This is a genomic window from Bacillus tianshenii, from assembly GCA_020524525.2.
Classification (GTDB): domain Bacteria; phylum Bacillota; class Bacilli; order Bacillales; family Bacillaceae_N; genus Bacillus_AV.
Genome location: CP129018.1, coordinates 559,129 through 582,262 on the forward strand (window position 1 = coordinate 559,129; position 23,134 = coordinate 582,262).

Genomic DNA, 23,134 nt, shown 5'->3' on the forward strand with positions numbered 1-23,134 from the left:
GGCTCCATGCTTTTTTGGTATGCTCGTCGCCTCTGCTTTTATTTCTTCGTGCCTGATTGGGCGCCGCCTTCGTTGTAGCGGTTAGCTTGGGTACTGCCGAATTCGTTGTTGAATTCTGCATCATGCTGTTTTTCTTCTATGCCGCGTTTATGTTTTTGTTGTGGGTCGTTCTTTTTTGTACGTTTTGCCATATTTAATCGCTCCTTCTTCGTTTAAATAAACGTGCCGCTGATGTTAGGATACTTGGTGTTGGCAGCCATGCGCGGCACTTGTTCAATAAGATAACCTGATTTATACAAAATATGTATGTGTGGTGGTTGTCAATTGCAATGTATCAGCGTATGATAGTCATGTTGAACAGCTTATTGGCAGAAGAGAGGAGGAGTCGCATGCGGCTGACGAGAGAGAAGTTTATTTTGTATATAAGTGGGCTGTTGATTCTTACGCTCGGTATTTCACTTGCGATTCAATCACGGCTTGGGACTTCGCCTTTTGATGCCTTGCTTGTCGGTTTATATCGAACGGTCGGTCTAACGGTTGGTAGTTGGGAAATTATTGTTGGTGCAGTAATGGTGCTTTGTAATGCCATTGCACTTCGAAGAAGACCGGAGTACTTAGCGTTGCTTACCTCATTTATTACCGGACTTGGAATTGACTTCTGGTTGTTTGTCGTCCGTGATTGGCTTGTTCCAGAAACAATGATTGGGCAATTCATTTGTCTTGGTGCTGGTTTGCTGCTTTCAGGGTTAGGGATTGCAACGTATTTGCAGGCTAACTTCGCTCCGATTCCAATGGATGGCTCGATGCTTGTTGTGCATGAGCTAACAGGGCTGAATGTGGCGATTTCCCGTATACTTCTAAATATTGTGCTCGTTACCTTCGCCTTTTTCTTTCATGGACCAATTGGAATTGGAACTATCATAATTGCGCTCTCTAGCGGCCCGATTATTAATTTCCTTATGCCGTATATTGCTAAGCTTGAAAAAGGAATGACAAAACAAAAACAATGTCTAACGTCATCAGGTTAGGGAATATTAGCCCTAACCTTTTTCATTTTCCTTCAGCCATTTAAGCACATGCTGTAGTGCTTGTGTGTTGTTTGTTTCTTTCAGCTCTCTCAATGGATGTTCTCCACTGTTTGTTCGCTTTCGAACTTCCTCGATTGTAAACCTTTCAATCGATAAGCTGTCATTCACTTCGTCCCAAAATAATGGTGCTGCGACAAATGGTCCTTCATTGATACGGAGGGGAGTAGGGGGCGATGATTGTTTTCCCTTCTGCGTGTTGAATGTAGTCGACATACAGCTTCTGGCCGCGCTTTTTCTTCAAACGTTCTGTCGTAAAAAGGTTCGATTCTTTCGTCGTTAAGTAGTTGGCGATAAATTGTGTAAAGAGCCTTGTATCCTTATACGTGTGATGGTTCTCCTGCAACGGAAGGTAGACTTGAAGCCCTTTGTTGCCAGATGTTTTGACAAAAGATGTAAGCTTTAGTGAATCGCAAACTTCCTTAATCAACCGAGCTGCTTTCACAGCAAGCTGGAAGTGATCACGGCTCGGCGGGTCCAAGTCAAAGACGATCTCAGCTGGCTCTTCTGAATCGATTGTTTGAAAAGGAACGTGGTATTCAATCGCAAGTTGATTGCCGAGCCAAAGCAATGTGTCGACATCGTTACAAATAATATAGTTGTTGTCATCAGCGTAATGCGTCTGCACGAAGCTTGGGGCATAGTCAGGACAATTTTTCTGATAAAAGCTTTCGCCCTTTATGCCGTTTGGAAGGCGCTTTACAGTTAAGAGCCGGTTTTCTAGGAAGGGTAGCATGACAGGAGCGACGTCATATAAATAACGGATATAGTCCCCTTTTTGCAGCTGAGGCCAGAGGACTTTATCGATATTGGTAAATTGAACAGTTGTCGTCATGGGTTGTCCTCCTTAGCTCTGTGCAAATGTACATTCTTTGATCGGTTTATCAGCAAATGCTTGGATGCTTGGCTGGCGGAGGATGTTGTCGTCTGTCCACTCCATGAATTGCACTTTCACGGTTAGTGCTGGCTTCACCCAGCGCGTTCGTTCCGTTTGTTGAGGCGGATTTGTAAACGGTGCTTCCTCAGTAAGAAGTGGTTCAATTTCATTCGTTAACGCTTTCCAGTCAGCGTGGCGAAGCTTTCCTGTGCCGGCATGGCCGATATATTGAAACTCCCCGTCTGTATACAAACCGAGCAATAACGAGTTAACGACATTGTTGCGATAGGTAACCCCGCCGACTACGGCATATAAATCAAGGTAATTTTTCACCTTCTGCCAGCGTTTGTCTTTTCCATTTACTTGATAGGGCATCCGCAAATCCTTTGAGACAATTCCTTCTAATCCTTTTGATTTAATTGCATCGAATAAGCGAATGCCATTTTCAAAATTGTGGACAAGCTGGACATTTTCTTGGGTAACGATAATCCGTTGCAAGAGCTCTTGGCGGTCACGGAGTGGCGATTCTGTCATCCATTTTCCATTGCAGTAGAGGATATCAAAAATCATATAAGTAACAGGTACTTCAAGCATCCCTTGCTTAATGCTGAAGGACGAGCTGAGACGGTCGCGCTTCATTACTTGTTGAAAGGAAGGCTTTCCATCAACGAGTGCAATGATTTCTCCGTCGAGGATCACAGACCGAGCCATACAATAGCGCGTAATATCGATGAATTCGGGGTATTGCGCGGTGCGGTTATTTCCGTTCCGGTTAATCAGCTTCACTTGTCCGCCGTCAAAATAGGTTAACACCCGAACACCGTCCCATTTCACTTGATGTATCCAATGCTCGCCGTTTGGGATCGTATCAGCTCTCACGGGTTCGAATGGTTGTATTGGTTGTAACTCCATCGTGAATCCGCTCCTTATGCTTTTTTCCGGGTCGAGGTCGATGTTTTTCGTTTCTTGGTTGTTTTCTTCTTCTGCGTTAGCGGCTTCGTTTGGTCAACGGAGGCTTTCAGCGCTTCCATTAAGTCAACTACATTTGTTTGCGGCGCGGCAGCTGGTGCGGCATGCACGACTTCCTTGCCTTGAAGCTTTGCGTTAATCAGTTCTTGAAGTGATTCACGGTATTCGTCCTTATATTTTTCAGGCTCAAATGTTGCGGTAAGATGTTCGACTAATGTTTTCGAGATTTCAAGTTCTTTCGGATCCGTTTCGAAGCTTTCAGGCAAATTTGGAATAGAGCCGATTTCGCGTACTTCATCAGGGAAGTAAAGGGTTTCTAAGGCAATCGCATTGTCAATCACACGGATAACTGCAAGCCGTTCGTTGGAGCGGATATTGATTTTTGCGACACCGATCTTTTTTGTGTCGGCCAATGCCTGGCGAAGCAGAGTATAAGCCCGTGTGCCGCCGCCTTCTGGGTTTGGTGACAAATAGTACGTCTTTTCGAAGTAGACAGGATCGATTTCGGTAAGCTTGACAAACTCGAGAATGCTGACATTTTTCTCTTCGTTTTCATTTTTTAGTTCCTCTAATTCCTCTTTGCTAAGGACGACAAATTTATTTTTCACGTATTCATAGCCCTTTACAATTTCCTCATGTTCAAGCTCTTTCTCACAGACAGGGCAATATTTTTGGTACTTAATTGGTGAATGGCATTCGTTGTGAAGACTACGGAGCTTCACATCATTGTTTTGCGTCGCCGCATGCAGGCGCACAGCGATATTGACAAGACCGAATGAAATGTTTCCTTTCCAAATCGTATGCATAGCTTTTCCCTCCTAATGAAAGGTTTTGTTTGTAGAAATCTTTTATGTGAGGAAAAAGATTGAAAAAAGCCCGGCCGAGTGCCGAGCTAGTTCATCAAGTTATAAACTTTTGAAATGTCATGTTCAAGCTCTTCCATCGGGATGAAGCGGGCTTTGCGGACAGCTTCCTTCCCGTCAGTAAATAGTAAAATAACCGGAACCGTGAAGATCGACAGCTTTCCTGAAATCTCAGTCAGCTCTGCGGCATTGACTTTTGCCGCTTGAATGGCACTATAGCGCTCAAGCAGTTCGTTCACTTTCGGATACATCGCCTCACAAACAGAGCATTGCGGACGCGTAATATAAATAAGAGCTAATGAATTGTCCTGAATAAATGCATCTACCTCTTCAATGGTGTGTAACGGTTGCATTATGAGACATCCTTTCTGATTCTGTAAATATTTGTTCCATTATAACGCATTTAAGCGGATGTGTTTCAGTTTCTGCTCAGCAGGGAAAGTAAGGAAAATAGATAACAGCAGCAAACAGAATAAGGAGGGAATTTGGTGCAGGACTTTTTATTTGATTTGCAGAAGTTAGTAGAGATTTCGAACGAAGTGAAAAAGGATTGGACACAATTAAGTGAGACAGATAAAGAAACGATTAGAAAGAGCGGCTATCCTTTTTCAGAAGATTACCCAATTATTAACGAAAAAATTACGCAATGGTACAAAACAGTCAGCAATAAATAAGGGGTTGATGGAATGAAAGAAATTATTATAGTTGGGGCAGGACCGGCCGGCTCCAGTGCAGCGCTTTTTGCGGCGAAAGCAGGAAAGACAACGCTTGTTATTGATAATGACAAAAGCATCACGAAAAAAGCGTGGATGGATAACCACTATGGTGTCGACGGTATTTCAGGTCCTGATTTAATTGAAACAGGTAAGAAGCAGGCAGAGAAGTTCGGTGCTGAGTACGTTGAGGATACAGCTGTTGAAATTCGCCCAACAGACAACGGGGTAGTGGTGGCAACGGAGAACGGTGAATATACAGGCAAGCATGTGATCCTCGCAACAGGCGTCTTACCAAGTGTTGCGGAAAAGAGCGGTCTTAAGACAACAGACGGGAGAGAGCCAAAGATTAAGACCATCTATGTAGTTGATGCAGATGGCCGGACAAATCTAAATAACGTATGGGCTGCAGGTACATGCGCAGGTGTCAGTGTCCACACCATCATAACCGCAGGTGACGGCGCCAAAGTAGCGATTAACGTCATTAGTGAACTAAACGGCGAGCGTTATGTAGACCACGATGTATTGAAATAATAAAAAAAGCAAACTCCTGACCAAATGGTTGGGAGTTTTTGCGTCCAGCAGGGGTGAAAGTAGATGGATAAGAACGCTCAACATGATGAACTCGATATCCCTATTGGAAAACAGGAATTTCTAGTTATTACAAGGCGGTATGAAGTATTATATAATTTAAATGATATTCTCATTGGGTTAATGTTTTTAGTTGGCAGTGTATTTTTCTTCTGGGAAGCGACAAAGCATGCAGGGATTTGGCTGTTTGTGCTTGGCAGCTTGCTTCTGTTGATTCGTCCGCTTATTCGAATTAAGCGGAAAATGCATTTAGAAAAGATTAGACAAAAAAGAGACTCCTCTTGAAGGGAAATGCCCTGTGCTGACTTGCACAGGGTTTTTAAACGTTTATTTCTTTACAACAGCGGGCCGCATCGTTAGAATGGGGTGTATTGGTTTATTTACTTAGTTAATTAATTGAGGTGGAAAGAATGGAAGATACAAATCAATTGTTTCACGAAATCTTTCAAACGGCGCGTTATGTGAAGAAGGAAGTCGATGGAACATTGAAACAATATGGGCTGTATCATTCGCAATGGGCGATTCTACATTGCTTGAAAAAGTTCGGTCCGATGAGTCAGACTGCGATCTGGCAGTATTTAAATGTTGAGGCACCGACAGTTACCAGAACGGTGAAGCGGTTAGAGGAAACAGGCTGGGTGCTTCGCAAGAGCGGAGCAGATAAGCGTGAGCGGGTCGTTGCTTTAACAGATAAAGCGGTGGAGGCCTTGCCTGAAGTGGAAGCTGCTGTGCGTGAGTTTGAAGGAAAGATGGTGCGCAGTCTTTCAGATGAACAGCAGGATACGTTACTCATTTTGTTGCGGATGATTGGACAGCGCAATGAGAGAGGGGACGGCGTGAATGACACATCAGGTGAATGAAAAGATCTGGACGAGAAGCTTTGTGAATATCTTTGTAAGTAATTTCTTTGTGTTCTCTGTCTTCTATGCGCTCCTGACAACGTTGCCGATTTATGTGACGGATGAGCTAGGTGGTACAGATTCACAGGCAGGGCTTGTTGTAACGGTGTTTTTGCTTTCAGCGATCATTGTTCGTCCTTTCTCTGGCCGGCTGCTTGAGCGGTTTGGGAAGAAGCGAATGCTGTTGATTAGCCTTGTTTTCTTTGCGGTGGCAACGGTTCTATACATGCCGCTTTCAGGGTTTTATGCATTGCTTGGGCTTCGGTTCTTTCATGGCATTTGGTTTAGCATTTTAACAACGGCGACTGGAGCGATTGCTGCTGATTTAATTCCGATGGCAAAGCGTGGCGAGGGATTAGGCTATTTTGCGATGTCCATGAACATTGCAGTCGTTGCCGGACCGTTCTTTGCGTTGACGCTGCTGCAGTTTCTCTCATTTACGCTGCTCTTCCTCGTGTTAAGTGTTGTAATGGCAGTAGGGATTATCGCGACAACGTTTGTTAAAACAACGGAACATCACGGGAAGGTGGAGAAACGGAAGTTATCGTTTGATGATTTGTTTGAACGGCGTGCGCTTCCGATTGCCCTTGTCGGCAGTTTCACTGCATTAGCCTATTCGAGCGTCATTTCGTTTATTTCGATTTATGCAAAGTCGTTGGGGCTTATTGAGGCGGCAGGTTATTTCTTTGTCGTGTTTGCTGGTGTGATGCTCGTTTCACGGCCATTTACAGGAAGGCTGTTTGATCGGATGGGCGGCGGTTATGTTATCTATCCGTGCCTTGTTATCTTTGCTGGCGGGTTGATTGCATTAAGTATGACTGATTCAGCTTGGATGCTGTTATTATCGGCAGCATTGATTGGGATTGGCTATGGAAATCTTGTGCCGAGCTTTCAAACACTTGCCGTAAGCTCAGCTTCTCCGCATCGGTGCGGGCATGCGACAGCGACATTTTTTACTTTCTTTGATACAGGGATTGCGACAGGCTCGTATGTATTAGGGATGCTTGCGGGAATGTTCGGCTACAGCAAATTATATATGCTTGCAACGTTTTTCGTGCTTGTCAGTATGACACTTTATAAGCTTACTCAACGCAAGCCGAAGAAAGAAATGTCCTATAACGCTGGAATCTAAAAAATAGCTGCTCCAATTGGGGCAGCTATTTTACAGTTAATTGTTCTTTTGTATGGTCATGAATATCGCCTTTTTCAATATGAATGTTTATGTTATAAGTTCCTGCTTCAGAGAATGTCGTAACAGCTGAATATTTACCATTTCCATCTTCTGTAGCATCGATGTACTCGTGGTTATGGTCATTTTCTTTCCATATTTCAAAACGGACTTTTCCTTCTGTAAGCGGCTGTTCAGTTTGCATAATCATTGCGCTGAGCGTAGTTTCTTCATTTGCTTTTACTTGTTCAGGAGATGTGAATGAAATCATCACTTCTGAGCCGTGCCCGTGTGCTTCTTCATCTTCTGACTGTTCGTCGTGTTCGTGTTCGCTTTCTGTATCAGCTTGTTCAGAAGCAGACGGTGAACCGACGACGAATTCCTCACGCGGCATATTGTGCATATCACGAGCTGTGACGTGGGAAACGACATAATAGGTTCCTTCTTCTGTAAAAGTATGTGTAAATGAATAGATGCCGTCTTCTTGGAATTCCCCTTCAATCATTTCATGTTCATCTTGGCCGGATTTCCACAGCTCAAATTGAACATCGTCAGCATCATTCACTGCTTCACCGCCTTGTGATACGTATGTAGAAATGGTTGTTTCTTCATTTGGTTTTATCTCTTCTGGCAGTTTGATTTCTACTTCAAGCGGCTGAAGCGAATCTGTACCTTCGTTTGTTTGCTTTTCCTGACCGCAAGCACTTAATACGACAAGCAGCGCAAGCAGTAGAACAGATAATTTCTTCATTTCTAGACTCCTTTCTGTCCTTTCGAGTTGTTAAAGGAATAGTATAGCGGATAAATGTGTGCAAACTGTGAAATAGCTTCACAAATTATTTTGGCGGAGTTGTCCCGTAAATCGTTCGTACAACCTCCCCGCTCTTCTGATGAATATAGTAAATCACCGCAGGGGCGTTCTTCTCTGGCTCATTTCCATGTGCATCAAGCCGGATTTCCCACGCACGTACGTCTTTTTCCTCTTCCTTAGAATAAATGTATGTATCGTACATCTCACTGCCGTATTTTTCCCACAATGTGACGTCTTCATAACCCTCTCTTTCAGCTTGTTCAATCGCAAGCTTTTCTGCCTCTTCCTTTGAAACAGATGGCTTATCTTTGAAATAAATTAGTGTGCCGATTAAAACAGCGGCTAAGCACGTAGAAAAAACAGTGATTCCGATGCTTGTCAAAAAGCGGTTTTGTTTCAATGTCAACATCCTTTCAGGTATATCCTATCAAATTTACAAATTTTATGTGCAGTTTTCGACAAAATCCTTTATTATTCTAGATAAGTAAGTTTTAAGAAGGAGAGGAAAATGAAGAAGAAGGATCCAATTCATAGATTAGAAGATATCCTCCAAGATATGAAGCAGGCACGTAAAGAGAGTGCGGCGGCTTATGCAGAACCACGGACAAGCCGTTCAGCCGAGCTTCTATCTGTTTTGTGGCATGTTTTTTTGAAAACGTGGGGAAAGTGGTTGTTTCTCTTAACGTTACTCATTCTACTCGCAGCTGGCGGGACGATTTGGTATATGACGCAGTCTTCTGCAACGAAAACGAGTGGAAGCTATGTCAATGAAGTGCGGGAGCTTGCAAAGCTTGCGACTGCTGAGGCTTACGTGAAAACAGTGATTGAAGAAGAGGATAACCGATTATTCGGTAAAAATATTAACATTAACTTCCCAGGAACGAAGCGTAAGGTGTTGTTAATTATTCCGGGCAAGGTGCTTGCTGGTGTTGATTTAAAGCAAGTTTCAGAGAATGATATCCGTGTGAATGATGAAGAAAAGACGATGACGATCATCCTGCCGCACGCTGAATTGCTTCAAGAGCCGTCACTCAACGTTGATGACGTGCAGCTCTTTTCCGTAGAAGGTGTCTTCCGCGGAGAAGTGAAATGGGATGAAGGCTTTGCATATGCAGGCGAAGCGAAACAGCAGATGACAGAGGAAGCGGAAGCAATGGGTCTGTTCACCCGAGCAGAAGACCAAGCTGTGAAAGTATTGGAAGAGTTTTTTGCGAAGACGGGATATGATGTAGAAGTTGAATATCAGTAATGGGAAGCGCCTCATTTATGGGGCGTTTTTTGCAATCGATAAAAATAGGTCTAATGACTTATTTCGAGGAGGTTGTGTGCTTAATATCACACGAAATACTTATCATTTTTGTTAAGATAAGGTAAGTTAGAGATAATGATACTAGGGAGTGGTAAAAATGGACCAAGAGGGCAACAGGGTATTTCAAAAGGTATTCCTCGAAAACAAAATGGCGAAAAACATACGTTCCTCGATCGCCAAGAAATTAAGTTTGCTTATTATTATGGCGGTTCTTACCAGCTTAATCTTAGGGGCGCCTATTGCTTATATTCAAATGCTTGTATTTGAGTCAGGGGTATTGGATTTTCTAGGGCAGAAAGTAAATGTCCTATTGCGAACATATTTTACACTAATTATTAACCTCATCATTATCATTTCATTTGTCCAGTTCGGCATCAAGCGGTTCGTCTTGCGCCCTGTAAATGAAATAGTGAAAACGATCGAAGAAATGCAAGGGGAGAAGATTGATCTTTCCAAGAAAATTAACGTGAAGACAAAAGATGAAATGAACATGCTGGCAAATGCGTTCAATCACCTTATCCATAGTTTGCGAGATGTGATCGGTACCGTTCGTCAGTCATCTAGTGAACTAGCAGCTTCCTCTGAGCAAAATGCGACATCTATTGAAGAAATGACAAGTGTAGCGAAGACGATCTCAGCAAATACGCATTCACTAGCAGAAGAAGCCGACAAAGGGCATGGTTCGGTGACAGAAGTCTCACAAGCATTATTAGAACTGTCATCGCTTATTCAAATTGCACAAAATAAAGCAAAATCAGCAGATGAGAATTCAAGCATGACGTCAGAAACCGCAACGGAAGGTAGAGATGCTGTAAACGACGTCATCAAAATTATGAAGCATATTAAGGTGAAGGCGGAAGAAGCAAAGCAAATGACAACAAGGCTTGAAGAATATAGTGAAGAAATTACTGGCATTACAGATACGATAACAAGTATTGCCGCGCAGACAAACCTGCTTGCCTTAAATGCTGCAATTGAAGCGTCACGTGCAGGAGAAGCGGGCAAGGGATTTGCAGTGGTTGCAGAAGAAGTACGAAAGCTTGCCGAGCAATCAAATGATGGAGCTGTGCAAGTCTCGCAAATTACGAAGAAAATTAGTGAAACGACAAAGTCTTCTGTACAGGCAACGTTAGAAAGTCAAGCAGAAGTAGATGAAGGTGTTGAAACGGTAAACCGCGCCGGAGAAGCACTTGATAATATTATTAAAGCTGTCAATAGTACCGTGTCTGATATTCATGAAATTGTGAATGTAACAAATGAAGAGGTAGCGACATCTGAAAAGATTGTAGCATTAATTGATGGACTAGCGACCTTTATCGAAAACACCGATACAAGTGCACATGAGGTATCCAGTTCTACAGAGGAAACAACTGCTTCCATGGGCTCAATTGCTGAAAGCTCAGAGCAAATGAACAAGATGGCCGCAGAGTTAAAGCATTCCGTTGCGAGGTTCAACATATAACAGCCAGGAGGTAGAGAAGCGTGATTCAAGAGATTAGAGAAAATGAGGATGGTATCATATTCGTCTTGAGTGGAAAGATCTACGCTGATGAAGCAACGATCCTGCGAGAAAAAATCCTAGAATATTTAGAAAATTCAAATCAACATATTATATGTGATCTAACGGGCGTCACATATATTGACAGCGCCGGCTTAGGTGTACTTGTAGCCGTACATAAGCGGACGAAAGAAAATAACCGAACATTAATTATCAAAGGGCTTAACGGCATGGTGAAGGAAATGTTCGAATTAACACGCTTAACGAAGGTATTTACGATTCAATAATCAGCGATGTTGAGAAGAGAACAGCCAGGTAATTGAGCCTAGAAATTTCATGAAAGTGGTGGGAGCAACTCACTTAGCGGCGGGAGCTCCGCCCTTTTCTAAAGAAAAGAGATGAGAAACCATATGGAGGGACAACGAACACGTCAGCAAACGCTCAATCAAAAGAATTGGATGCTGCAAGCGATCGCAAGTATGTCTGCGGGCGTGATTGTAACCGATCCGAAGGTAGCTGGTAATCCTGTTATTTATGTCAATGAAGCTTTCACCACATTAACAGGTTATTCAGAAGAGGAGATTATCGGTCGTAACTGTCGGTTTCTGCAAGGGGAAGAAAGTGATAAGCATACGATTGAGCAGATACGAAAAGCCATTCAGCAACAGAGAAGTATTACCGTGGAAATTAAAAATTATCGTAAGGATGGGACAATCTTTTGGAATGAATTAACGATTGACCCGATTTTTGCCCAGGACGGTTCGCTTGACTTATTTGTCGGTATTCAAAACGACATTACGATTCGGAAAGAAAAGCAGCAGGAAATCTTGAATGCATTCTTTGACCAGAAAGCACTGCTTGAATCGATTTCAGATATTATCTTAGTCGCTGATGAGACTGGTCAGTTAATAAAGTGGAATAAGCAGCTCAATGACTATACGGACTTATCAAACAAACAGCTTGAAAGTAAACATGTGAATGACCTTCTCTACCAAATCAATGCCAAGCAAGCTCAATCATTGTTACGTGAGATTACAGAAACAGGTGCAGTTGAGTTTGAGTGCAAGCTGCTTCGTAACAATGACCAACTGATTCCGTTTCACTGGAGCATCACGGAGATGAAGGATGCAAAGGAACGGTTTATTGGGTATGCAGCGGTTGGCAGAAATATAACAGAGCGGCTGGCGATCCAGGAAAATATGAAAGTAGCAGGAGATATTCAAAAGAATTTATTGCCTGCTGACATCGATAATCAGTGGGTAACCATCCATTCAATTTATTATCCAAATCAATATGTAAGCGGTGATTTGTTTGCTTTTCATGAAGAGGATGGCGTTCTTCAATTATTCCTAGCCGATATTATGGGGCACGGGGTCGCTACTGCTCTTCATTCCTCTGGCTTGAGAGTGCTCTTTCATCAAGTAGCGAAGAAAAGTTGTTCATTGTCAGAAAAGCTCGCGTGGCTAAACCAATCGTGCTTTCCAATATTTAATGAGGATTATTATGCGGCTGGTTTCTATGTGGTGTTCGACTTTAATAAGATGGAAATGAGCTATGCGGCTGCAGGTATTAATAAATTTCTCGTCAGCAGTTCGGAAAAAACATACGTAAAGAAAGTCCCGGGAATGTTCATTGGGATGTTTGAAGATGCTGTTTTTGAGGAATACAGTCAGAGGATTAAGAGCGGTGATCAGTACTATTTTATTACAGATGGAATACTGGAAATGATGGACAAGCAAGATGTAGAAAAGAATCTTGCGAATGATGATTTATGGGATTATATCGATAAGACTGCCAAAAAAGGCTCAGAAAAGGATGATGCAACAGGTTTATGTGTAGGGATAAAATGAAGCGAGAACGCGAGCAATATGTGTTTTCCATCGAGGGTTACAAACAGTATGTGTCATTAAGAGAAGAAGTGAATGGGTGCCTGCAGCGAAGTTTAGGCGATCAATTTTATTTTGTTGAAATTGCGATTAATGAAGCGGTTAATAATTGCTTCTTTCATGGTACGCCAAATCTTCCAGCTAAGAGTATAATGGTTCAGCTTGAGATTAGAGCGTTGAATAAGAAAACGATGATTCGTATCCGTGATAACAGTGTTGGATTTGCAGGAAATGACAGATTAAGAATCATTGGTGAGGATGTTCAAGGATTTAAGGAAAACTCGTTATATGGAGAATCAGGCCGAGGGATATTCATGATGCGAGAACTCGTTGACCGAATGATGTACAATAAGCAAGGAAATGAGTTATTGTTAGTAAAAGATCATTCGTGTTCGAAATAATGAGGTGAACGGTTAATTTGAAACAGTTGACTACGAGGTTTTTTCTTTATTTTCTTGGCATTTTTGTATTGATTCTAATCTATGGTGCTCTTTTTCAGCCAGAGGAATTACATAGAGAAGGGGTAGTACGCGCGGCCTTTCAAGCTTTCATTGCATCGTTTGCTTGGGTCGGAAGTGGTTATGTCATTGAAAGGCAGTTGAAGAAATAAGGCGGGGATACAACCTTTATCGTCAATAGAAAAGAAAAGACGAACAATGAAATATTAGTCATCAAATGGATAAGCTGTAGCGTAGTCAACATACGTAGACTCCTGCGGGAACAGCACGAGTCCGAAGGCCCCGCAGGAAAGCGATCTTTGCTTTCTGAGGAGACTGAGGCCGTGCCCGCGGAAAGCGAAGTATGTTGACGGAGCGGTCACTGCATTTGTTGTTGCATAAAGAAAACCTGAACAAAATTGTTCAGGTTTTCTTTATGCAACATTCATTCGTCCCAGCCTATTCTTATGGCTTCAAGATCACTTTAATATTATCGTCTGATTTCTTATCAAAGATATCATAGCCCTTTGGAGCATCGTCCAGACTTAGCTTATGGGTAATAATGTCTGTAGGGTCGAATTCGCCTCGTTCAATCATGTCATACAGCTTCGGCATTAAGTGGATAACAGGCGCTTGTCCCATTTTTAAGGAGACGTTGCGTGAGAAGAAATCAGGGAGCGGGAAGTTATCGGCTTCACTTGCGTATACGCCTGTCAATTGAACAGTGCCGAACTTTCGGACAGCTTGTGAAGCGGTGATAATTGGGCTGATTGTGCCTTTTTGGTTGCCGACCGCATTTTTGACTTTTTCCTTCGTTGAAACTTTCCCGTCCATTCCGACGCAGTCGATAACGACGTCTGCTCCGCCTTTCGTGGACTCATGCAGCATAGAACCAATGTCGTCGTGCTCTTCAAAGTTGTACGTTTCTACTCTGTTTGTTGTCTTCGCATGCTCTAACCGGTGCTCAACATGGTCAACTGCAATCACACGTGCTGCGCCTTTTAACCATGCAAACTTCTGAGCCATTAAGCCGATTGGACCGGAGCCTAATACAAGAACAGTGTCGCCTCTTTTCACACCGCTGTGCTCGACACTCCAATAAGCGGTCGGAACAACATCAGAGAGGAACAGCACACTTTCATCAGCAAGCTCACTGTTTTTAGGTACAACAAAAGAGGTGAAATCTGCATATGGAACGCGTAAGTATTCCGCTTGTCCGCCTGGATAGTTCCCAAATTGCTTGGAATAACCGAACAAGGCACCTGCATCACTGTGTGGGTTTGAATTGTCACACTGACTTTCCATTTGGTTGTTACAGAAGAAACAATCACCACACCCGATATTAAAAGGAATCACTACACGGTCGCCTTTTTTCACCTTCTTCACCTTTGGCCCAACTTCCTCCACAATTCCCATCGGTTCATGCCCAATAATGTAGTCTTCTTCTAGTGGGATACCGTTTTTGTATAAGTGAAGATCAGAACCGCAAATACCTGTTGCTGTTATACGGACAATCATGTCATCATCATATTGAATCTTCGGGTCATCTACTTTTTTCACTTCGACTTTGTTTTTGCCTTGGTATGTTAAGGCCTTCATGTTCTCAACACCTTTCTTATTTTTTCTCACACTTTCCTTGTTTACGATTAGCGCAATTGTTAAACATTGGTACGAAAGCCTTAGGATTGAAATGAGGCGCCAGCTGGTGGTAGTGTTAAAGCAGATGAAGTAGTGAATTTTCTTACAAGGAGTGAGGATATGAAAGCAGTTGGTCTATACAAATATTTGCCGATTGAAGCGGAAGACAGCTTTGTTGATGTTACATTGGATAAGCCTGTGCCAAGCGGTCGTGATACCTTAGTGAATGTACAAGCTGTCTCTGTTAATCCAGTTGATACAAAGGTTCGCAGTCCGAAAGAAAAGGTTGAGGAAACAGCGAAAGTGCTCGGCTGGGATGCGTGCGGTATTGTCGAAGCTGTCGGGGAGGACTGCACTTTATTTGCGCCAGGTGATGAAGTCTACTATGCAGGCGATGTCACACGTCAAGGCTCAAACAGTGAATATCAGCTCGTCGATGAGCGAATCGTCGGACCAAAGCCTGCAAATCTCTCAGTCGCTGAAGCTGCGGCCATGCCGCTTACGACGATTACGGCGTGGGAAGGACTTTATGAGCGATTAGGCATAACGAAAGAAAAGGATGAAGGGAAGTCGATCTTAATTATTAATGGTGCTGGCGGCGTCGGTTCGATTGCGATTCAGCTGGCGAAATGGAGCGGCCTTCACGTTATTGCAACTGCATCTCGTCCTGAAACAGAAGCGTGGTGTAAGGAATTAGGTGCAGATGAAGTGATCAACCATCACGAAGACTTTCTGCCCCAGCTTTCCGAAAAAGGACTTAACGGTGTAGACTATATTTTCTGCTTACACAGCACAGATCTTCATTGGCATAAGATGGGCGAAGCGATTCTTCCACAAGGAAAGATTTGTTCCATTGTTGAAAATGAAAACGACCTTCCACTCGGTGTGTTAAAAAATAAAAGTGCAACCTTCGTCTGGGAATTCATGTTTACCCGCGCCATGTACGAAACCGAAGATATGATCGAACAACATCGTTTGCTGAAGCAGACGAGTGAACTGCTTGATAAGGGTATACTCCGGTCGACCTTAAATGAAACGTTATCCCCAATTAACGCTGAACGCTTGAAGGAAGCACATCGCAAAATTGAATCAGGTAAAATGATCGGCAAGCTTGTTGTTGAAGGATTTTAAGGAGAAAGCGCTTAGGTAGAAAGCCTAAGCGTTTTTGTTTGAGGAAAAGGAATTTATGTTTTTTCGTTGAATAGTAGAAGTATCCCCTCTTATTTCCATTTTAAATGCTTCAATATTCCCTCCTGAAGCGGCGAGAATTTTCCCAAGTATGTTGTATAATAAAATGAAAAAGACACCTTCGAGATCCGCTTCCATTAAAGGATATTTGAAAGCCCCCAACCCAGCCGCGGCGGCGCTGCTTAGTAAAATGAATTACAGCAGGGCTGAACGTGTGCAAGTGAAGAAAGAATTCCTACGTATGCTTGTGAAAATGGAGCTGGATGATGCCCGGATGACGCTTATTACAGGTTTTTTTGAGCGATACTTGAAGTTAAGTGAACAGGAAGAAATCACACTTCAGGCTGAAATTAAAACTTTACCAGAAGAAGAGGAGGAAGCCGTTATGAAGATTGAAACCTCTTGGCATAAAAAAGGAAGACAAGCAAGTTTGTACGAAGTAGCTGAAAAAATGCTGCGTGAAGGGTTTTCAATTGAACAGATTAAGAAAATTACAGAACTGTCAGAAGAGGAAATCAAGAAGTTAAAGCAAACTTAACGGTTTGTAGAGAAAAGTGATTATTTGAAGTACGTTACAAGGAAACTGAAGGGAAGCGCTTAGGTAATAGGCCTAAGCGTTTTTGTTTGGGGAAAAATAGGCTCTTATATATAGACAGGCGCCAACTCGAAGGTTTGTTCCTAACATAGGCTAATAGAGGATCTTTAGAATAAAAAACCGAGGGGGCAACAATCAAAAAGTCCGATGTGTACTTATTCACATGGATGCCTGGGTGTTAATAAAAGGAAGTAAACTCAGTCAGTTGGCTGGGTTCTTTTTTTGTATTGAGAAAGGAAGGTTTTACCTGCTTCATAGAGGTGTCTAATTCTCCTCCGATCACAACTACGATAATAGTAGTCAAAAACTATCTCTTATTTCCTTTTAGGTAGTCTTTTATCTTGTCTTTAAACAAAATATTTCTAATTCGATAGAGGGAAAGGAAGGATAAATGGTTTAGGAACAATTACTGTGATTCGAAAGTATAGTTTTTGGAAAACCTCTTTATCTGTGAAAATTACCCATTAAGTGTACAACAAGGCAACTTATAAGATTATTTAGGAGTTAGAGGGAAATAACACCAAATAAAGAAGCTAGGTCTTACTTATTACGTTACTAACAGTTTTATTAATACTTGTAAGTAATCATCATTGTTACCATAAATTAATTCTAAATAAATGTGTAGAATTTGTTACATTTAACATTGTCATCCGGATGATGAAAGGTTCAACAAATTACCATTTATATCAAGAAAGGAGAATTTTATGACATTTTCTGTCAGTCGTATGAATCGAATGATTTCGGTCATACTTTCTTTTTGCTTAATTTTTGCTCTAGTAGCACCAAACGTCAGTGCGGCGCCAGGTAAGTCAGCCCGCACACCACAAAAGAACGAGGGAATTCAACCTAATATCGGGGAATTACCAAGAGAACTTCCAGAGGAAAAAGTTGAATTGAAAAGTAAACGTACAAAGTATTCAAAACGCTTCTTGAACCCAGATGGAACGTTTACAGAGGAGATTTATTTAGAGCCGCAATTTTATCAAGACTCGGAATTGAAGCAGTGGAAAAAAGTCGATAATCGCTTAAAAGCCTCGGAAAAAACCGAAACGAAATTTACGAACACCGCAAACTCATTTCAAGCTGAATTCGCAAGACAGTCGAATCAAAAAAAAGCTCATTTCAATTAAAAAGAATGGAAAAGAAATTTCTCTTAAGCCCGTTCAATCAAATTCCGTTCGAGGTGAAGTAACAGATAATTATGTTACTTATCAAGGACTCTTTGAAAATGCGGATGTGCGGTATTATGTACAAGGTGATGCTGTTAAAGAAGACATCATTCTAAATAGCAAGCCTTCGACGAATACATACACATTTGAATTAAAGCTAAATGGATACAAGGCTGAAACAAATGAAGAAGGCACAATTATCATGAAAGATGAGAAAGGAACACCACAATGGTTCTTTGAAACACCTTTTATGACAGATGCCAATGGGAAGTATTCAAGCAACGTGAGCTTGAAGCTTTACGAAGAACAAGGTAAGACACTCGTAGATGTCATTGCTGATGAAAATTTCTTAAACGCTGAAGAGACAGCATACCCTGTAACAATTGACCCGACAATCAATGATTGGAATGTCATTCGAGATAACTTTATTGCAAGTAGCTTTGCAGATTCTGTGTATTCAAGCAACACGTACATGCACACGGGATATAACTCTTACTTTGGAAAGACGCGAGGATTGACTCGTTTCTATCTTCCAAGCCTTCCAAGTGACAGCAGTATTACAGACGCATCCTTTAATGCCTACCAAACCAATAGTGATGGTCAACAAGCTTCCGTTGATTTATATCGTGTGACAAGTGATTGGACGGGTTCGGTTACTTGGAATTCACAGCCAACCATTGGTTCTGCGAAAGAATCAACAGTTACAAGCAGTACAGCTAATGACTATTGGAGCTGGGATATTACACAGCTGAGTAAAGATTGGTACAACGGCGTGCAAGCGAATTATGGGATGATGCTGAAGCAGCAGAATGAAGCATCTTCACCATACCGTACATTTAACACGGTAAATAGTGGTTCAAATACGCCACGAATTACGATTAATTACACAGTCGATCCAATCGGAATGGAATCATTCTGGATGAATACGAAAGACGGTGTGAATCCAGCAAACGGGAACTACGTAAAGCAGAAAACAGACCTTCAAATTCCAGGTCTCGGTGTTGACGTGAAGCTTTCTCGCACATATAACAGCCGCAAATCACAATACGCTGGATTGTTTGGCTACGGTTGGACAAGCACTATTGAACAGCAATTAGTGGATTCAGGAAGCGGTCCGATTACGCTTATTGATGGAGATGGAACACGTCATATCTTTGGAGAAAAAATTGGCGGCGGCTATGAAGCTGCTGGCGGCATCTATCTTGACCTCGTCAAGAATGGAGATGGCACGTACACGATCACGCGTCCTGAAGGGACAGAAATGAACTTCAATAGTGCTGGGAAATTAGCTTCAGTTGTCGACCCAGATGGCAATGCCCTCACGTACACGTATGATGTAGATGGTCATTTAACAACAATTGAAGATGCATCTGGTCGAACAACGACACTTACGTATAACGGTGATGGCTACGTGTCAACTGTGACTGACCCAGCAAATAACACAATCACGTATAACTACGATGCGACTGGTCATTTAATCGAAGTAATCGATGCAGAGACGAACAGCACAACGTATGATTATGATGCTGCTCACAACATGACTAGCATAACTGATGCTCGTAACATTACGACAACAATTGGGTATGATGGTTCAGACCGAATCACATCCATTGAGCGTCCTATTACAATCGACGGTACAGCAACAACAAGTACAACTGAGTATCAATATGATGCTGCAAACAACGTGACAACTGTCATCGATGGAGAAAACCGTCGTGTCGATTACACGTATAATGCGAATGGCAATATCATTCAAGTAACGGAGAACCCGTTAGATGCAAACAATCAAGCTGTTACGACGTATGATTACGATAATAACAATAACTTAACGCAAATCATTCAGCCGAATGAAAATGAAGCAAACGGAACAGCCGCATTTGTGTATCAATATGATGAAAATGGAAATATCATAAATGTTCAGCTTCCGGAAAGTGAATCAGCTCAATATACGTATGATAATGAAAATAACCTTACCAAAGCAGAAGACTTTAAGAACAATGTAAGCTCTTTTGATTATGACAACAACCGTAATCAAACAGAAGCGATTGACCCGTATACCCAATCTGTTTCAAAAAGATATAACAGTGTTGGGAACTTGAAATACAAAACATACCCAATGTCTGTAGCAGATAATCTAATTGTCAATTCAAGCTATGAATTAGATGCTGACGCAGATAATTGGCCTGATAATTGGTATCAAGTGACGCAATCTGGAACAACTGCGACATACGATTGGAATGCAACAAGCAAGTTTGGTGAGAAAGCTCTTCGTATTTCAAATTCAACCGGCTATGCAAATGCAACGTCTGAGAAGGTAAGCTTTGATGCTGGTGAAACGTATGTAGCAAGCACGTTTGTGAAAACAGTCTCAGCAGATTCAAAAGCATTCATTAAAGTAGACTACTATGATGCTTCTGGTGGATGGCTAGGACAGAAGTTCTCATATGGCATCTCAGGCACGAATGATTGGACAAGACTGCATTTAGTTGCTGATAATGCCCCAGCAAATACTGATCAAATTCAAGTATCAGTCGGAGTAAATGCTGCTGAAACAGGTGAAGCGTACTTCGATGGTATCCAGCTTGAAAAAGGAACTGTGGTGAGTGCGTACAACTTTGTTGAAAATTCAAGCTTTGAACGTGATCTTAATGGCGACGGCAGCGCTGATAACTGGACAACAAGCGGTAACCTAGCAGCAGCTGATGGTTTGGATACAACTGAAGTGTATGTAGGTAGTAACTCATTCAAGCTAACTGGTGAAGCAGGCGTTAATAAGTTTGTGAAACAGCATCTGAATGTATCAGGTGACAGCAATTCTTCCTTTACATTGTCAGGCTGGTCAAAACAGCAAAATGCTAATGTAAATGGCGGCTATTACAACATTCAAATTGCGATTCGTCACACAGATGGTTCGACTGATTGGTCCAATGCGAACATATTTGACCCTGGGAAAGCTGGCTGGCAGCACGTAGCGGCAGAAGTAAACCCAACGCAAGCGTTCGATTCCATCGATGTATATTACTTTTACTATGACCAAACAGGTACAGCATGGTTTGATGCAATGCGCTTGGAAGAGGGAGCTTCGCATACAAACTTCACGTACGACGCCAACCAAAATTATGTAACAGAAGTGAAGGACCCGGCTGGAAATACGGTTTCACTTGGCTATGATGAAGTTGGAAATGTCACAAGTATTACGGATGGAAAGCAAAACACAACGTCCTTTAACTACAATGCCAACAATGAATTGGCAAAAGTTACTGACCCTAAATTAAATGAGACCGTTTATAATTATGATGGGGTAGGCAATCGCACATCCGTTACGAATGCCAAAAATAATACAACAGACTACAACTATAACGAATTTAACCAAGTTTCGAGCTTTATAAACCCATTAAATCAAGCTACTTCTTATGATTACGATAAAAACGGTAATCTAACGAAGGTAACGTATGAAAATGGCGATGTGGTTGCATATACGTATAATGCCCTGAATCGTTTAGTCTCTGTTGCATATAATGGTGTGACAAAATGGGACATTGCTTACGATGCAAACGGCAATGTGACAGCAATTACAGATGAAAACAACAACACGAAAACGTATATGTACGATAAAAATAACCGTGTGACGCAAATTGATAAAGGCTCTTCCAATTCAATTGCATATGGTTATGACAATAATGCAAATGTCACATCAATTGATATCACAGCTGGAGCAACAACGGATACAGTTGGAATGAGCTATAACCCGTTGAATCAGTTAGTTGCCCTATCTAGAAACAGCAGCAACCTTGCTAACTTCACATATGATGAACGAGGCAACATTTCATCGATTAAGAATGCAAACGGTACGTATACAGCTTATGAATATAATGAAGCAAACCAGCTGCAATCAATTAAGAATTATGATGCAAATGGTAATGTGTTAAATTATTTCATTTACAGCTATGACGCCAATGCAAATATTACAAGCGTTGACACACAAGATGGTACGGTCGCTTATCAATACGATTCGTTAAATCAGCTAACAGAAGAAACATTAACAGACGGTACGACCATTTCGTATGAATACGATGCGGTTGGGAACCGTACAAAGAAAATCGTAGATGATGGCGCAAGCACAACGACAACAACATACACGTATGACGCAGCAAATGAACTAACAGCTGTGGATGGACAAGCATTTTCGTATGATGCAAACGGCAACCTAACTGATAATGGCGAGAAAACATTCATTTACAATGAAAACAATCGCTTAATTGAGGTGAAAGACGCAACAAATACAACACTCGCATCATTCGAGTACGACAAACAAGGAAGACGCATCAGCAAAACAACATCAACTGGTACAACGCACTACCATTATGATGGAGATTCAAACCGCGTCCTCTATGAAACAGATGACAGCAATAACATTGTTGCAGAGTACACGTATAATGCACAAAATCAACCAGTGACAATGACAAAAGGCGGTACAACATATTTCTATCACATCAACGGTCACGGTGATGTCACAGCCTTAACAGATGAAAGCGGAAATATTGTTGCCGAGTATCAATATGATGCATGGGGTAACATTCTTTCACAAACAGGAACAATGGCTGCAGAGAACCCATACCGTTATGCCGGATATCGCTATGATGACGAAACAGGCTACTATTACTTGATGGCTCGTTATTACGATGCTGATACAGGGCGTTTCTTGACTAGAGATACGTTTCAAGGGCTTGAAAATGATCCATTAAGTTTAAACAGGTATGCCTATGTGAAAAATAACCCGATCATGTACCATGACCCAACAGGAAATATATGGTCTTGGATTAAATCTTTGGGTGGCCTAATTAAGAAAATAGGATATACTGCAACTTTTTGGGCACTGACCTACCTTCATGATGCAGTTGTTTTATACTTTAGTAAGCATACTTCTCAATTAGACTGGTCACTATGGTGGTTTAGAGTTGTCATTACAGGTCAAGCTGCAATCGCATCTAGAAACTTTTCGAACCCTTGGATCTCTGGTGGAATCACTTGGGCTGCTGGTGTCATTTCTGGGGATATTGCAAAATGGGTAAAGTATTATTCAAATAGAATTAAATCTAAAAGATATAGTAGTCGTACAATTGGTAAATGGATAACCTACAGAATATTGTAAAAAAAGGGCATTTATTGCCCTTTTTTTATTATAAAGGGTGAGTAAAGGATGTTTTTTTCAGGGTTAACTTTGACAATAGTCATTGTTTCTATATTGTTCATCATGGCTTTGATTATTTTTCGGAATAAATTTAAGAGAAAAGAATCGTATGCGACTTTTATTGTTTGTCTAGTGTTACTCTGGCATTTTTTAATCACTATCTTGACGGATTATTTTTCAAAGGAAGAGATAACTTTTTTTCACATCGTTGATTTACTTATCAGTGATATAGAGTATTGGATATTTC

The 23,134-nt window shown here is 41.7% G+C and carries 25 protein-coding genes; 16 read left to right on the top strand and 9 right to left on the bottom strand.

Annotated elements, in window-relative coordinates:
• Nucleotides 1–38 precede the first annotated feature (38 nt).
• The gene (locus LC040_02735) at nt 39–191 is read right to left on the bottom strand and encodes a hypothetical protein (protein WLR51841.1); all 153 of its coding nucleotides are present in this window, start codon (nt 189–191) and stop codon (nt 39–41) included.
• Between the two features lie 198 nt (nt 192–389).
• Between LC040_02735 and LC040_02740 the strand changes: the two genes are divergently transcribed.
• On the top strand, nt 390–1,028 hold the full coding sequence (locus LC040_02740) for a YitT family protein (protein ID WLR51842.1): 639 nt from the start codon (nt 390–392) through the stop codon (nt 1,026–1,028).
• A gap of 12 nt (nt 1,029–1,040) precedes the next feature.
• Here the strand turns inward: LC040_02740 and LC040_02745 are convergent, their stop codons facing one another.
• The 5 genes from LC040_02745 to LC040_02765 form a co-directional block, all read right to left on the bottom strand.
• Complete coding sequence (locus LC040_02745) at nt 1,041–1,196, bottom strand: hypothetical protein (GenBank protein WLR51843.1); 156 nt, start codon at nt 1,194–1,196, stop codon at nt 1,041–1,043.
• Between the two features lie 37 nt (nt 1,197–1,233).
• Nucleotides 1,234–1,920 (bottom strand): non-homologous end-joining DNA ligase, encoded by a 687-nt coding sequence (gene ligD, locus LC040_02750; protein ID WLR51844.1) that lies wholly within the window; start codon nt 1,918–1,920, stop codon nt 1,234–1,236.
• A 12-nt stretch (nt 1,921–1,932) separates the two neighbouring features.
• A complete protein-coding gene (ligD, locus tag LC040_02755; GenBank protein ID WLR51845.1) occupies nt 1,933–2,874 on the bottom strand; it encodes a non-homologous end-joining DNA ligase in 942 nt (313 codons plus the stop codon).
• Between the two features lie 14 nt (nt 2,875–2,888).
• Nucleotides 2,889–3,737 (bottom strand): Ku protein, encoded by an 849-nt coding sequence (locus LC040_02760; protein ID WLR51846.1) that lies wholly within the window; start codon nt 3,735–3,737, stop codon nt 2,889–2,891.
• Between the two features lie 86 nt (nt 3,738–3,823).
• Nucleotides 3,824–4,147 carry a thioredoxin family protein gene (locus LC040_02765; GenBank protein WLR51847.1) on the bottom strand — a complete coding sequence of 108 codons (324 nt, stop codon included), beginning with the start codon at nt 4,145–4,147 and terminating at the stop codon, nt 3,824–3,826.
• A gap of 135 nt (nt 4,148–4,282) precedes the next feature.
• Here LC040_02765 and LC040_02770 point away from each other — a divergent pair, with 135 nt between their 5' ends.
• The 5 genes from LC040_02770 to LC040_02790 all read left to right on the top strand — a co-directional run bounded on the left by LC040_02770 (nt 4,283) and on the right by LC040_02790 (nt 7,129).
• A complete protein-coding gene (locus LC040_02770) occupies nt 4,283–4,468 on the top strand; it encodes a hypothetical protein (GenBank protein ID WLR51848.1) in 186 nt (61 codons plus the stop codon).
• 12 nt (nt 4,469–4,480) lie between these two features.
• Complete coding sequence (locus LC040_02775) at nt 4,481–5,041, top strand: FAD-dependent oxidoreductase (protein ID WLR51849.1); 561 nt, start codon at nt 4,481–4,483, stop codon at nt 5,039–5,041.
• A gap of 63 nt (nt 5,042–5,104) precedes the next feature.
• The gene (locus LC040_02780; GenBank protein ID WLR51850.1) at nt 5,105–5,383 is read left to right on the top strand and encodes a YrhK family protein; all 279 of its coding nucleotides are present in this window, start codon (nt 5,105–5,107) and stop codon (nt 5,381–5,383) included.
• A 125-nt stretch (nt 5,384–5,508) separates the two neighbouring features.
• Nucleotides 5,509–5,958, top strand: coding sequence for a MarR family transcriptional regulator (locus LC040_02785; protein WLR51851.1), 450 nt, complete (start codon nt 5,509–5,511; stop codon nt 5,956–5,958).
• The gene (locus tag LC040_02790; GenBank protein WLR51852.1) at nt 5,939–7,129 is read left to right on the top strand and encodes an MFS transporter; all 1,191 of its coding nucleotides are present in this window, start codon (nt 5,939–5,941) and stop codon (nt 7,127–7,129) included. The genes LC040_02785 and LC040_02790 overlap by 20 nt, the downstream gene beginning before the upstream one ends.
• Nucleotides 7,130–7,154: 25 nt before the next feature.
• On the opposite strand, the gene LC040_02795 is transcribed toward LC040_02790, so the two are convergent.
• On the bottom strand, nt 7,155–7,916 hold the full coding sequence (locus LC040_02795; protein ID WLR51853.1) for a FixH family protein: 762 nt from the start codon (nt 7,914–7,916) through the stop codon (nt 7,155–7,157).
• 85 nt (nt 7,917–8,001) lie between these two features.
• On the bottom strand, nt 8,002–8,376 hold the full coding sequence (locus LC040_02800; GenBank protein WLR51854.1) for a hypothetical protein: 375 nt from the start codon (nt 8,374–8,376) through the stop codon (nt 8,002–8,004).
• Between the two features lie 108 nt (nt 8,377–8,484).
• Here LC040_02800 and LC040_02805 point away from each other — a divergent pair, with 108 nt between their 5' ends.
• The 6 genes from LC040_02805 (at nt 8,485) to LC040_02830 (ending at nt 13,279) form a co-directional block, all read left to right on the top strand.
• Nucleotides 8,485–9,225, top strand: coding sequence for a DUF4230 domain-containing protein (locus LC040_02805; GenBank protein ID WLR51855.1), 741 nt, complete (start codon nt 8,485–8,487; stop codon nt 9,223–9,225).
• A 157-nt stretch (nt 9,226–9,382) separates the two neighbouring features.
• The gene (locus LC040_02810; protein WLR51856.1) at nt 9,383–10,747 is read left to right on the top strand and encodes a HAMP domain-containing methyl-accepting chemotaxis protein; all 1,365 of its coding nucleotides are present in this window, start codon (nt 9,383–9,385) and stop codon (nt 10,745–10,747) included.
• 20 nt (nt 10,748–10,767) lie between these two features.
• Nucleotides 10,768–11,070, top strand: coding sequence for an STAS domain-containing protein (locus LC040_02815; protein ID WLR51857.1), 303 nt, complete (start codon nt 10,768–10,770; stop codon nt 11,068–11,070).
• Nucleotides 11,071–11,193: 123 nt separating this feature from the next.
• Nucleotides 11,194–12,633: a PAS domain-containing protein gene (locus LC040_02820; protein ID WLR51858.1), complete on the top strand. Its 1,440-nt coding sequence runs from the start codon at nt 11,194–11,196 to the stop codon at nt 12,631–12,633.
• The gene (locus tag LC040_02825; GenBank protein ID WLR51859.1) at nt 12,630–13,070 is read left to right on the top strand and encodes an ATP-binding protein; all 441 of its coding nucleotides are present in this window, start codon (nt 12,630–12,632) and stop codon (nt 13,068–13,070) included. The genes LC040_02820 and LC040_02825 overlap by 4 nt, the downstream gene beginning before the upstream one ends.
• A gap of 17 nt (nt 13,071–13,087) precedes the next feature.
• Nucleotides 13,088–13,279 carry a hypothetical protein gene (locus LC040_02830; protein ID WLR51860.1) on the top strand — a complete coding sequence of 64 codons (192 nt, stop codon included), beginning with the start codon at nt 13,088–13,090 and terminating at the stop codon, nt 13,277–13,279.
• 292 nt (nt 13,280–13,571) lie between these two features.
• Here the strand turns inward: LC040_02830 and LC040_02835 are convergent, their stop codons facing one another.
• Nucleotides 13,572–14,705 carry an alcohol dehydrogenase catalytic domain-containing protein gene (locus LC040_02835; GenBank protein ID WLR51861.1) on the bottom strand — a complete coding sequence of 378 codons (1,134 nt, stop codon included), beginning with the start codon at nt 14,703–14,705 and terminating at the stop codon, nt 13,572–13,574.
• A 159-nt stretch (nt 14,706–14,864) separates the two neighbouring features.
• Here LC040_02835 and LC040_02840 point away from each other — a divergent pair, with 159 nt between their 5' ends.
• The 4 genes from LC040_02840 (at nt 14,865) to LC040_02855 (ending at nt 22,848) form a co-directional block, all read left to right on the top strand.
• On the top strand, nt 14,865–15,875 hold the full coding sequence (locus tag LC040_02840) for a zinc-binding alcohol dehydrogenase family protein (GenBank protein ID WLR51862.1): 1,011 nt from the start codon (nt 14,865–14,867) through the stop codon (nt 15,873–15,875).
• 163 nt (nt 15,876–16,038) lie between these two features.
• Nucleotides 16,039–16,470, top strand: a complete 432-nt coding sequence (locus tag LC040_02845; protein ID WLR51863.1) for a hypothetical protein — start codon at nt 16,039–16,041, stop codon at nt 16,468–16,470.
• Between the two features lie 761 nt (nt 16,471–17,231).
• Nucleotides 17,232–17,657: a hypothetical protein gene (locus LC040_02850; GenBank protein WLR51864.1), complete on the top strand. Its 426-nt coding sequence runs from the start codon at nt 17,232–17,234 to the stop codon at nt 17,655–17,657.
• Nucleotides 17,658–17,763: 106 nt separating this feature from the next.
• On the top strand, nt 17,764–22,848 hold the full coding sequence (locus tag LC040_02855; GenBank protein WLR51865.1) for a DNRLRE domain-containing protein: 5,085 nt from the start codon (nt 17,764–17,766) through the stop codon (nt 22,846–22,848).
• Nucleotides 22,849–23,134: the final 286 nt, after the last annotated feature.